Raw genomic sequence first — 12,234 nt, forward strand, 5'->3', positions numbered from 1 at the left:
TGATTTTTTGATGGCCATCATGCTTTGTATTGATGGAGTTTTTGATAGTTTTTTATCAAATTGAGGGCGGGCGCGGTCTGCCCGTTAACTGGCCCCGGCGGCGGCGGGGCCGGGAGTTTACATATTTTCTTTGGTGATGATATCGAAAGGCTGAGGGAGAGAAATCACCTCGCTCGGCGAGCGCGAAACCGCGTCCGTTATGGTGCGTAGCGTGGCGGCGGCAAACGCCTCCAGCCGGTGGTTAAGCATGATGTCGATGGTGCCATCGATCAGGGCCAGTTCACTGTCGTTTAGCGGGCCGTGACAGACGAGAGTGATCGCCTGCTGACGGCCGCTGTCGCGCAGCGCCTCGACAATGCCTTCGACACCGCCGCAGGGGGCATAGATCGCCTGCAGGGCCGGGTACTGACTCAGCATCTGCTCCGTCACGCTCCTGGCGATATCCGCCCGTTCATGGCTGCGAACCGGCTCCAGGATCTGCTGCCCCATGCCTTGTTCACGCAGGCAGGAGCGGAAGCTGATCTCACAGCTTTCCTGACAGGTAAAACGATTGTCGCCAATGATAATGCCAATTTCGCCATTACCCCGACATAAGCGCTCAATAAACCAGGCCGCAGTGCGCCCGGCTTTTTGATTATCGAGGCCGATATATCCGCTGCGCTGAGGGACCGACAGATCCGAAAGCAGGGTGAACACGCGAACGCCACGGGCGGCAGCCCGGGCCACCGCGTGGCGAATCAGCGGGTGGTCCAGCGCCACCAGGCCTAACACGTCCACTTCGTCACTTAGCCGGTGAATGGCCTGAGCCATCGCTTCCACCGCATCGATGGCAAAATGCAGTATCACCGGCACCTGGCCCGCCGGTAGCCATGGGGCGGCCTCTCGCGTCAGCGCCTGGGCCAGCGGCAGGTAGAAGGAGTGGGTCTCCTGCAGCAGAATAAACCCCATTCTGACCGCGACCGGCGCTTTCCCCGCCGCCAGGCGATAGTGGGGCTGCTCGAGGGTAAACCCCAGTCGTCGTGCCGCCTCCAGTACGCTCAATGCCGTGGACTCCTTCACCGCCGCACGCTTGTTGAGCACCCGGTCGACGGTGGCAATACCGACGTTGGCTTCACGTGCGATATCGGTAAGCGTGATTTTAGTAGCGGATTTTTTCACTATGATGGCCGTTTGTGATGAGAGTTATGATAGAAACTATCACGATTAGTCTGGGCATAAAAGCCGCAATGCGGGCATCCTGGACAAAGCCAATACGCAGCCAACGGGCGAAAAGACCGATAGACACACTCTGTGATCAAAAGCGACTACCAGTTCTGGTATTGCTGCTATGCTGTTGAAATAGAATTAATAAAAAAGACATTATCGCATCCAGACGGTTAAACCACGCGCAAAGTCGCCTCGGGTGGGCGTCGCTGCGTGCAGAACCGACTATACTTGCCGCGCACGCGCGTCATTAAGGCTATTCGGTTTCTTTGTTATCACTTTATACCAGCGTCAGGGACGCATATCGTTATGTGTCGCTTCTGCGCCGGGAATTGGTCGGTTTGGGGCCTGTATGTTATTAAAAGAACTGGCTGTTTTTGATGTATTAAGCACCCCGATATGGGTAGTCCATCCTTTTACTGAAAGTGTGGTCTATGCCAATCCGGCTTCCCGGACATTGAGCGGCGATATGTCGCTGAAGGAGATGCGTAACGGTATCTATTCGACCTGTCCTGAAACGCAGTTACAACATTATCTTCGCTATCTCGATACGATGACCGAGATATTTGAAGTCTGGACGTTACAGACGGGCAAGGGCCTGCAGTCGGTATATTGTAAAACCACCCTGGTCGACACCGACGACAGCGGTACCTTATTGCTGTTTGAAGCCGTGAAGCTGCTGGCGCAAAATCAATCCATTCATACCGGCTCCCGCCGCTATCAGCGACGCAACAATGGTTTTTTTGCCCGTTTTTTTATGACCAATACCGCGCCGATGCTATTGATCGATCCCAGTAAGGATGGTCGAATTGTCGATGCCAATATTGCGGCGCTGCGTTTTTATCATTATTCCGATGAGGAAATGCGCAATAAACATACCTGGCAAATTAATACCCTTGGTCGGGACGTGATCCCCATCATGAATAATATTGCTAATATGCCAGGCGGGCATAAACCGCTTAATTTTACGCATATTTTAGCCGACGGTACGCTGCGCCATGTCCAAACCTATGCCGGGCCCGTAGTGCTTTATAATATTCGACTGATGCTATGCATTATTCACGATATCACCGAGGAAGTGCATCTGAAAAAAGAGCTGGAATTCTCTGCCGCCCACGATCCGCTCACCGGATTGCTTAATCGCCGTGAATTTTATCGCCTCGTCGAGGCGCCGTCATTTATCGCGCAAGGCTTTTGTCTGCTGTTAATCGATATCGATCATTTCAAGAGCATTAATGATATTCACGGTCATCAAAAAGGGGATGAAGTCCTGCTGGTGATCTCCCGCATTCTGGAAACGTCGGTGGATCGCGAAGATAAAATTTATCGCTGGGGGGGAGAAGAGTTTCTGCTCTTTTTACCTCATTCGCCGATAGCGCGCGCCCTGATACTGGCGGAAGGGATCCGCCAGGCGGTCAGCGAGTATCAGACGCTGTCGGTGACGGTGAGCATCGGCGTGGCCGAACACCATGACGGGGAAGCGATTGATCAGCTTTTTTCCCGCGTCGATAAAGCGCTGTATGTGGCCAAAAATGGTGGGCGCAACCGGGTTTCGCGCCTGCCGTTTGAAAATGTGGAACTGCTGCATAGCCGCGGAGGCGCGGCCTGACCAGCCCGATGCTTTTTCTCCCCGCCGGATGCGCAGGCTGACTCACCGACTATACTGAGTGAACGCCAGCCTGCTGATTTAGGTGGCAATATTGTTAGCCTGTCGCTGAGGTGGCAAACGACATATGGTGCGTCTTTTCGTTCTCCTGTCGGTACTTTCGCTTTCCGCGACAGCGACGCTGGCGGCGAACGGCCACGCCATCAAACAGCGTGCCGATGCCGTATTGACTCTGATGAGCTATACCGTCGTCCCTGACGTGACCGCCAGCGATCTCAACATTGGTTCCGGCAGCAACGACAAACATAATCTGGCCATCACCCAGTTTGGCGGCGGGGCAACCCTCAGCGAGTCGTTTCCTCTGTACCTTGAAGGTACGATGGGTTACAGCCGCTACGACCCGCGCTTTGTGGTCAGCAATGGCGAACAGACGCGGAATGTGCCGACCAAATGGAACAGTCTGACCACCACCGGCGGCGTCGGTTGGGATTTTTCGCTGCACCGGGACAGCCTCGGAGGCAACCTGGTGCTGCGGCCGATCGTCAATGTGATGCTCGGTACCCTGGCCAGCGATGCGCGTATTGGCAGCTGGGCAATTGAGCGAAAAACCAACGCCGATCTGCAATTTCTCGACGGCGGTCGGTTCAACGCCTGGGGGCTGGGCGGGGCACTGATGCTGGATTACGAACGCTTCTCTGCCACCCAGGATATTGATGCCGAACTGCGTTACTCCTATATGCATCTGCAAAGTTTCGGCAGTAGCGCCGAGGTGGTGCAGGGCGAGGCCAGCGCGGAGAATCTCGGCCTGTATCTGCGCCGCCGCGCGCCGATAGCCGACTGGACGCTGCTGGGCAACCCGCTGCGTTATGTGCTGGAGGGGGCGCATACTGAATTTCTCGGCGAGCAGCGAGGGGCGCTGGGCTTTACCGGTTTGACCTCCCTGGGGGTTGGCCTCGAGCTGGACAGCAGTAAATACCCGGTCTTTATCACCCGCACCCGACTGGTGGCGCGCTATATGTTCGGCAATAACACCACGGGCTATGGCGTAGGCCTGGCAATGAGTTTTTGATGACCTAAATTCTGGTGCCAGGCAATTCACAGGCCCTCCGGGAGGGGGCCTGGAGGCGTGCCAGCGTCGCAACGATGACCGAACGGTTCCCTCTCCCTTTGGGAGAGGGCCAGGGTGAGGGTCAATCCTGACACCACACCCGCTCGCCATTCACCCACGTCTCGCTGATATTGCGTTCATCTCCCAGGGTCATCAGCACGAACAACTGCTCATAAATGTCATGGCAGCGGCCTGTGCGCAGACGCTGCAGCGGGGTGACCGCCGGGTCAATCACCACAAAATCTGCCTCTTTGCCCGGCTGAAAATTGCCAATTTTATCCTCCAGCCGCAGGGCGCGCGCCCCGCCGAGGGTGGCGTGATAGAAGGCCTCGCTGGCGCGCAGGCGATAGCTCTGCAGTTGTCCTACCTTATAGGCCTCGCCCAGCGTCCGCAACATGCTGAAGGTGGTGCCGGCCCCGACGTCGCTGCCGATGCCCATCCGCACCTGGTGCTGCCAGCAGGCGGGCAGGCGGAACAGCCCGCTGCCGAGAAACAGATTCGAGGTCGGACAGAAGGCGACGGCGGACCCGGTGTCATGCAGGCACTGCCACTCGGCATCATCGAGATGGATCCCGTGAGCAAATACGCTGCGTTCGCCGGTGAGCTGATAGTGATGATAGACATCCAGATAGCGCGCATGCTCAGGCCACAGCTGTTTAACCCAGGCGATCTCCTCGCGGTTTTCACTGAGATGTGTCTGCAGCCAGGTGTCGGGAAACTCAGTCCGCAGGCGCTGCACGGCCTCCAGCAATGCCGGTGTCGAGGTAGGGGCAAAGCGCGGGGTGATGGCATAGCCCAGCCTCCCGCGCTGATGCCAGCGGAGGATCAACTCACGGGTCTGCTCGTAACTCTCCCCGGCGGTTTCGCACAGATAATCCGGCACATGGCGATCCATCATCACTTTGCCGGCGATCAGCCGCATATTCAGACGCAGCGCCTCGCTGAACAGCGCCTCGGCCGAAGCCGGGTGCAGGGTACAAAACACCAGCGCGGTGGTGGTGCCATGGCTAATCAGCTGGTTAACAAAAAACTGCGCTATCTCCTGCGCGTAATCCGCATCGGCAAACTGGCTCTCCACCGGGAAGGTGTAGGTGGTGAGCCACTCCAGCAGCTGTTCACCAAAGGCGCCGATCATTTCAGTCTGCGGATAGTGAATGTGGGTATCGACAAACCCGGGCAGCAGCAGCTTGCCTCGCTGGTCGACATAGCCCTTCAGCGGATGCAGAAAGGCTTCACCCTCCTGCCATGGCAGCAGCGCGATAATTTTCCCGTCCTGCAAGAACAACAGGCCATCATCGAGATAACGGGCCTGAGCAGCCACCTCATCCGGGGTCTCTGCCACGCCGGCGATATCAAAAAATGCACCGCGTACCGCGGTCTGGTAATCCATCATCGAACCTGCCTTCTCTTAACGCCTGGGAAAAGTGATAAACAGCAAGATTGGTGCCAGTTTTCAGCCTGCCGCGGCCAGACGCCGCGGCAGGTGGGGAGGGTTACTCTTTTTGCGCTACCGCGCCGGAATGAAAGGCTGCGGTCGCCTGTGCTTCACGCTCGTCGCGGGCCAACCAGCGGTAGAGGGTGGCGCCGAGGAAGACCCCGATAAACCAGCTAAAGTTCGCCACTTCATGCAGGGCCGGAATAAAGCTGATGATCAGCCCCAGGCCCACCGACGGCAGCAGGGCGGCAATCGCTTTCGGGTTAAAGCCGTTGCGGTACCAGTATTTGCCCTTCGGCGTATCGTCAAACAGATCGTCCACCGACACCCGGCCGCGTTTGATCAGGTAGAAGTCGGCGATCAGAATGCCAAACAGCGGGCCAATAAAGGCGCCCAGTACGTCGAGGGTATAGTGGATCAGCTCCGGCGAGTTAAACAGATTCCACGGCGTCAGAAGTATCGATCCCACCGCGGCAATCATCCCGCCGGTACGGAAGCTGATTTTCTGTGGCGCGCAGTTGGAAAAATCGAAGGCCGGAGAGACGAAGTTAGCCACGATATTAATGCCGATGGTGGCGGTAATCATGGTCAGCAGGCCAATGGCCACCGCCAGATCGTTACCCACGCGGCTGACGGTTTCGATCGGGTCAGTGATCATTTTGCCGAACAGCGACTGGGTGCCGGAGACAATCACCACGGTGACCACCGAGAACAGCAGGAAGTTAAACGGCAGACCCCAGCGGTTACCGCGGCGGATCTCGCCCATGCTTTTGCCGTAGCGGGAAAAGTCACCGAAGTTAAGCAGCGGCCCGGAGAAGTAGGAGACGACCAGCGCCGTGGCGGTGATCATCTGCCAGGTCTGCTCGCCGGCGCTCAGGGATTTGCTGGCGAGGGTAAAGGAGATCCCATCCAGACCGGTCTTGTATACAATCCAGCCGGCCAGCGCCAGCATCACCACATAAACCGCCGGACCGGCGATATCGATAAAGCGTTTGATGGCGTTCATGCCATGCCAGAACACCATCGCCTGCAGCAGCCACATGGTGGCGAAGCACAGCCAGCCGAGCGTTGACAGCCCGAGAAAGCTGCTGCTGGTCAGCGAGGCAAGGGAGGGCCAGAACTTGAGCAGAACCAGCATCAGGGCATTCGCCGCCAGATAGGTCTGAATACCGTACCAGGCGAACGCGATCAGCCCGCGGATCACCGCCGGGATATTGGCGCCGAAGACGCCAAACGCCTGACGGCAGATAACGGCGTATGGCACCCCGGCCATCTGGCTCGGCTTCGCCACCAGGTTAGCGCACAGCTGCACAATACAGATGCCGACCAGCAGGCAGAGCAGAACCTGCCAGCTGGCCAGTCCAAGCGTAAAGAAGCTCGCCGCTACTACGTAGCCGCCCATGCTGTGCACGTCCGACATCCAGAATGAAAAAATATTGTACCAGCTCCAGTTCTGGTCGCGGGTGGGCGCCAGATCCTCATTACATAGCCGCGGACTGTAGCTGGCGGCCGCCTCGTGAGTCTTCGTCTGCTGCGTGTGGGATGAATGTGGCATGAAACCTGCTCCTCTGAATGAAAACCCTGTGAAATGGATTGCTGAGGCTATTGCAGGATCCAGGCCAGAATGATGAATCTTGTATACAAAAAATAAATTTTATGTATACGATCTGCTATCGATAAGTGAAACCGGAGTGGGTTAATGAATAATGAACATCGTCTCCAGGCCGCGCCAGCGCTGCAGGACAAGGACGAAAGCATTTACCAGGCGCTGATGACGGCCATCGTCGAACATCAGTTGCCGCCGGGCAGCAAACTACCGGAAGAGGCGCTGGCGGAGGTGTTCGCCGTGAGTCGCACCGGCATCAGAAAGGTGCTGCAACGACTCGCCGCTGTGCAACTGGTCACGTTAACGCCCAAACGTGGTGCACACGTCACCAGCCCGAGCGTGGAAGAGTCCCAGGCGATCTTTCGTACCCGGGCGCTACTTGAGGTCGCTAATCTGCCGGATGTGATCGCGCGCTGCCAGCCGCCGCATCTGGCGGCGCTGGAGAACATTATTCAGCGTGAACAGCAGGCCCATGAGGCGCACGACGGCCCGGCGGCGATCCGCCACTCCGCTGACTTTCATATTCAGCTGCAGGCTATCTCCGGCAACCCGGTGCTCACTGAGATGGTGACCCGCCTCAGCCAGCGCTCCTCTTTAGTGATTGCCGCCTGGGGCGCCCCCTGGCGACAGGGCTGCCGTTGCGACGATCACCAGCAGCTGGTGGGTTTGCTACGGGATAAAGCCCTGCAGCCGCTCAGCGAGGCGCTGATGCACCATTTTGATCATATTGTCGCCAGCCTGTGCTTCGAGCGCGATGGCGTCAGCCTGCCTGATTTTTCCCGGCTGTTCGCCGGCCACAAGGAGCCGTGATGTCTGCCATATGTATACAAGTGATCAACCCCAATACCAGCCTGGCGATGACTGAAACGATAGGCGCCGCCGCGCGTGCGGTCGCTGCGCCGGGTACCGAGATCCTTGCGGTCTGTCCCCGCGCCGGGGTGCCGTCAATTGAGGGCCACTTTGATGAGGCCATCGCGGCGGTCGGCGTGCTGGAGCAGATCAAGGCCGGACGCGAGCTGGGCGTGGATGGGCATGTGATCGCCTGCTTCGGCGACCCGGGGCTGCTGGCGGCGCGGGAGCTGGCCCAGGGGCCGGTGATCGGCATTGCGGAAGCGGCGATGCATATGGCGACGATGGTTGCCACCCGTTTCTCCATTGTGACTACGCTGCCGCGCACGTTGATCATCGCCCGTCATTTACTGCACCAGTACGGATTTCATCAACACTGCGCGGCGCTGCACGCCATTGATTTGCCGGTGCTGGCGCTGGAAGACGGCAGCGGCCTGGCGCAGGAGAAAGTGCGTGAGCGCTGCATTCGCGCGCTGAAAGAGGATGGTAGCGGGGCGATTGTCCTTGGCTGCGGTGGGATGGCGACCCTGGCGCAGGAGCTGACCCGCGAGCTGCGGGTGCCAGTGATCGATGGCGTCAGCGCGGCGGTGAAGATGGTGGAGTCACTGGTCGCGCTGGGCCTGGCGACCAGCAAGCACGGGGACTTAGCGTTCCCGGAGAAAAAAGCGTTAAGCGGACAGTTTCAGTCGTTAAATCCATTTTAAAAGGGGCAGGAGATGGGAGAGAACCAGGAGCACTATCCTCGCGATCTGCGAGGTTATGCAGGGCAGCCACCGCACGCGCGCTGGCCGGGCGGGGCGCGGATCGCGGTGCAGTTCGTCCTCAACTACGAGGAAGGCGCGGAGAATCACGTCCTGCATGGCGATGCGGGGTCGGAACAGTTCCTGTCCGATATTATTGGCGCCGCCAGCTACCCGGCACGCCATATGTCGATGGATTCACTCTATGAGTACGGCAGCCGGGCCGGGTTCTGGCGCATCCATCGTGAGTTCAGCCAGCGCGGGCTGCCGTTGACGGTCTTCGGCGTGGCGATGGCGCTGGCGCGGCACCCGGAGATTGTGGCGGCGATCAAGGCTGCGGATTACGATGTGGTCAGCCACGGCTGGCGCTGGATCCACTATCAGCACATGGATATTGCCGAGGAGCGCGCGCATCTGCAAAAAGCGGTGCAGGTACTGACCGACCTGTTCGGCAAACCGCCCACCGGCTGGTATACCGGCCGCGACAGCCCCAACACCCGCCAGCTGGTGGTGGAGCACGGCGGCTTTGACTACGACAGCGATTATTACGGCGATGATTTACCTTTCTGGAGCGAAGTGGCCTGCAGCGACGGCAGCCAGCGGCCGCACCTGATCGTGCCTTATACCCTCGACGCCAACGACATGCGCTTCGCCACCGCCCAGGGGTTCAACACCGCGGAGCAGTTTTATACCTATCTGAAAGACAGCTTTGACGTGCTGTACGCCGAGGGTGAAACCGCGCCGAAGATGATGTCCGTGGGGATGCACTGCCGACTGCTTGGGCGTCCGGGCCGTTTCCGCGCGCTGCAGCGTTTCCTTGACTATATCCAGCAGCACGACAAGGTGTGGGTCTGCACCCGGCAGCAAATTGCCGACCACTGGCGCGAAACCCATCCGTATCGCGGGTAGCTTGCTGCCACTCATCTGGCCCTCTCCACAGGGAGAGGGTACCGCCCGGTCGCGTCTGTTGAACCGGTTCACCAGGATGTATTTTGATTATTGAATGAGCATGGCGAGGAGTACCAGGCACAGCAGCAGCACATAGATGCGTGCATACCATACATCAGATACCGCAGGGATTGCCCGGCGGCTAAACACTATCCCGGCCCAGCCGGTCAGGACGAGCAGGCCTAAAATTTTCAGGCTGATAAACCCAACAAATCCGCTCAGCGGAATGCTGTGCCAGCCAATGACGGCATAGGTCACAGCCCCGCATAGCGCCACGGGCAAAGAAAGCGGGTTGGATGCGCTAACGCACTCCTGCATCTCATACCCATGTCGCCGTAGCAGGGGCACCGTCATGACGCTGCCACCCACGCCCAGCAATGCGGCAATCATACCGATAACCATACCGCCGCCAGTGACCACTGGCAGGGACAGCCGACGCCGAGCGCTGCCCCTGAAGAAACCTTTGCGCAACAAACAATCGCTGATGGTTGCCAGCATATAGAGAATAAACAGCGCGCGAACGATCTTCTCGCTCAATATCCCCGCCAGACAGGAGCCGACCACCGCCCCAATAGCAATAAACCATAACAACGGAAACAGCGTCTGCGCGGCAAGCCTGCCCGCCCGCCAGTTTCGATAGCTGACCCAGCCGGCGTTAAATATCATCACCGCCGTTGAAGTAGCCACCGCGACATGCATGGCGTTTCCCGCGAGTTCCGGCTGCCGAAGCATCAGTTGATAGACAAAGGGCACCACCACAAAGCCCCCTCCGAAGCCGAACAGCACGGTGGTAATGCCGGTCGTAAAGCCTGCCAGCGCAATAATAACGATATCATTCAAGAGAATATCCCCGCCCTGAAAATGAGCGAGCAGCTTATACCGGTCGCGTACGGCTTCCCATTTGCGTAGCGCTCAATTACCTTTGTAAATCGGTCAGAGGGGGGCAGGTGTGCGCAACGTAAAAATTGACGAGGTCGATCGGCTCGATCGCGAAGTGGTGGCGTTAGGCAATGACTATGCGCAAGGGTATATTCTGCCACCGCACCAGCATCGTCGCGCACAGCTGCTGTATGGCGCGACCGGACTGATGTATGTCACCACTCAGGACGGAGAATGGGTGGTTCCTCCGCAACATGCTGTCTGGATCCCTCCTGAAACCGTGCACGCCGTCAGATTTGTGGGGGTGACCACACGTAGCTTATATATTGAGCCAGATTATGTGGCCGCTTTCATTAAACACCGTCGTTGCGAAGTGATCAGCGTCTCGCCGCTGTTGCGCCAGCTACTGCTTGAGGCTGTGGATTTACCACCGTTGTACGACAGCCCACGCGATCGCACGCTGATACAGTTGATGTTGCTGGAACTGGCCGCCATGCCGGTCCGCGAATTTGACATTCCGTTGCCGCAGCATCCGGCGCTGCTGGCGCTTTGTCAGGCTTTTTTGCTTAACCCCTCTGTCCATGATCCTGCGGCGCGCTGGGCCAGGGCGCTGTTTATGAGTCCTAGTACCTTTCGCCGCCATTTCCTGAAGCAGTTGGGCCTGTCATTTTCCGCCTGGCGTCAGCGAGCCTGCGTGGTGAGCGCCCTGGCATGGTTGATAGCAGGGAAACCGGTGAACGAAGTGGCATTATCTCTTGGATACGATAATGCGTCCTCTTTCGCCACCATGTTCCGCCGCGTGACCGGGCAGCCGCCATCGTTTTATCACCCAGCCTGATGCGTCGGGGAAGGGGACTCCGGCAGCATGTGTCGGAAATGAATGTCGCTTTTATGGCGTTGCTATGCGCTAACGTAGTCATAAGACAGACAATCCGGGAATGCCTGGCTTGCGTCTTCAGGTACCCCTACATTTAGTGGTGGCTACATCCAGGCGGTTTATCTATTCTGCCTGTAACCGTGAGAAGACCGGAGTCTCTCTTTGTGAACCATCTTATCGTTGAAAAAATCATCATCATCTTTCTTCTCATCCTGTGGGGATTCGATACATTCAGAACCAGGAAAAGAAAACGTTATGATCCCGCCATTGAAGCCGCTGATGCCAGCGAACGCCATCAATGGCGCTATCTGAGATGGGGGTTTCGGATCATACAGGTGGTAGCGGGAGTGTATATCGTCGTGCAGTTGATTCAGGTTTTACTGAGATAGAGGGACGGGATAGAAGATCTGGCTAACCAGAATGAGGTCAGACAATAGCGGTTTTCACGTCGGCAAAGGGAATGTCCGCTCTGTGCCAGGAGCGGACCTTTTTAGACTGTCATTCAATCTTTCAGAGAGCTCAATTCTTCAGAGAGCCATTGTCTTAGAATGCTTATTTTAAATACTGAACGGTAGACTAAATCGTATCCTGGCTCAGCCTTAAGTTTGTACTGTGGAAACGCAACAACAAGCCTTCCTGCAGCCACATCATCCGCAATCTGAGATCAAAAGCGCTTATGACAACACCAAACGAGCACTGTCGGGCGGACTGGTGAAAATCAAAGAACAGACGAACAAAGAGGCCCGAAAAGCTTCAGGTGGAGGTAGATCGCCTCAAGGCCGAGCTAGAGGCCTACAAGGGAAAGGAAGAACAATGGCTACGCCGCTGGCAGCAAATCGCCTTTCATGTGCGGCAGAAAGGCATACAGATGGCTAGTGTGGATAAAACCTCTACTCAAAGGGCTGAGCTGCCTTATAATACTGAAACCGCGCAGACACACCGGCCTTTTGATAAAGAAATTCCACCTTCAGGGAGAATATAAA

10 protein-coding genes and 2 pseudogenes are annotated in these 12,234 nt (G+C 57.4%); 8 read left to right on the top strand and 4 right to left on the bottom strand.

Annotated features, from left to right (window positions below):
- Window positions 1-117: 117 nt before the first annotated feature.
- Window positions 118-1,158, bottom strand: coding sequence for a LacI family DNA-binding transcriptional regulator (locus DTA24_RS14130; RefSeq protein WP_123836898.1), 1,041 nt, complete (start codon window positions 1,156-1,158; stop codon window positions 118-120).
- 397 nt (window positions 1,159-1,555) lie between these two features.
- On the opposite strand from DTA24_RS14130, the gene DTA24_RS14135 reads away from it, so the two are divergent.
- Both DTA24_RS14135 and DTA24_RS14140 read left to right on the top strand, forming a co-directional pair.
- The gene (locus DTA24_RS14135; RefSeq protein WP_012541652.1) at window positions 1,556-2,812 is read left to right on the top strand and encodes a sensor domain-containing diguanylate cyclase; all 1,257 of its coding nucleotides are present in this window, start codon (window positions 1,556-1,558) and stop codon (window positions 2,810-2,812) included.
- Window positions 2,813-2,936: 124 nt separating this feature from the next.
- Window positions 2,937-3,878, top strand: a complete 942-nt coding sequence (locus DTA24_RS14140) for a hypothetical protein (protein ID WP_086070275.1) — start codon at window positions 2,937-2,939, stop codon at window positions 3,876-3,878.
- 121 nt (window positions 3,879-3,999) lie between these two features.
- On the opposite strand, the gene guaD is transcribed toward DTA24_RS14140, so the two are convergent.
- Window positions 4,000-5,310: a guanine deaminase gene (guaD, locus tag DTA24_RS14145; RefSeq protein ID WP_040968538.1), complete on the bottom strand. Its 1,311-nt coding sequence runs from the start codon at window positions 5,308-5,310 to the stop codon at window positions 4,000-4,002.
- Window positions 5,311-5,410: 100 nt separating this feature from the next.
- A complete protein-coding gene (locus tag DTA24_RS14150) occupies window positions 5,411-6,907 on the bottom strand; it encodes an NCS1 family nucleobase:cation symporter-1 (RefSeq protein ID WP_048330231.1) in 1,497 nt (498 codons plus the stop codon).
- Between the two features lie 144 nt (window positions 6,908-7,051).
- On the opposite strand from DTA24_RS14150, the gene DTA24_RS14155 reads away from it, so the two are divergent.
- The 3 genes and pseudogenes from DTA24_RS14155 (at window position 7,052) to puuE (ending at window position 9,456) form a co-directional block, all read left to right on the top strand.
- Window positions 7,052-7,768 carry a GntR family transcriptional regulator gene (locus tag DTA24_RS14155; protein WP_008804802.1) on the top strand — a complete coding sequence of 239 codons (717 nt, stop codon included), beginning with the start codon at window positions 7,052-7,054 and terminating at the stop codon, window positions 7,766-7,768.
- Window positions 7,768-8,636: pseudogene (locus DTA24_RS14160) on the top strand (aspartate/glutamate racemase family protein); the annotation flags it as partial. The gene DTA24_RS14155 and the pseudogene DTA24_RS14160, both read left to right, overlap by 1 nt.
- The gene (gene puuE, locus DTA24_RS14165) at window positions 8,524-9,456 is read left to right on the top strand and encodes an allantoinase PuuE (RefSeq protein ID WP_032730424.1); all 933 of its coding nucleotides are present in this window, start codon (window positions 8,524-8,526) and stop codon (window positions 9,454-9,456) included. The pseudogene DTA24_RS14160 and the gene puuE, both read left to right, overlap by 113 nt.
- A gap of 87 nt (window positions 9,457-9,543) precedes the next feature.
- On the opposite strand, the gene DTA24_RS14170 is transcribed toward puuE, so the two are convergent.
- Window positions 9,544-10,335, bottom strand: coding sequence for a sulfite exporter TauE/SafE family protein (locus tag DTA24_RS14170; protein WP_086070277.1), 792 nt, complete (start codon window positions 10,333-10,335; stop codon window positions 9,544-9,546).
- A gap of 109 nt (window positions 10,336-10,444) precedes the next feature.
- Here DTA24_RS14170 and DTA24_RS14175 point away from each other — a divergent pair, with 109 nt between their 5' ends.
- The 3 genes and pseudogenes from DTA24_RS14175 to DTA24_RS14190 form a co-directional block, all read left to right on the top strand.
- A complete protein-coding gene (locus tag DTA24_RS14175) occupies window positions 10,445-11,212 on the top strand; it encodes an AraC family transcriptional regulator (RefSeq protein WP_012541657.1) in 768 nt (255 codons plus the stop codon).
- Window positions 11,213-11,415: 203 nt separating this feature from the next.
- Window positions 11,416-11,640: a hypothetical protein gene (locus tag DTA24_RS14180; RefSeq protein WP_004199962.1), complete on the top strand. Its 225-nt coding sequence runs from the start codon at window positions 11,416-11,418 to the stop codon at window positions 11,638-11,640.
- Window positions 11,641-11,905: 265 nt separating this feature from the next.
- Window positions 11,906-12,233 (top strand): annotated as a pseudogene (locus DTA24_RS14190) (protein kinase); the annotation flags it as partial.
- Window position 12,234 lies beyond the last annotated feature (1 nt).

It is taken from the genome of Klebsiella sp. P1CD1 (assembly GCF_003790505.1).
Taxonomy (GTDB): domain Bacteria; phylum Pseudomonadota; class Gammaproteobacteria; order Enterobacterales; family Enterobacteriaceae; genus Klebsiella; species Klebsiella variicola.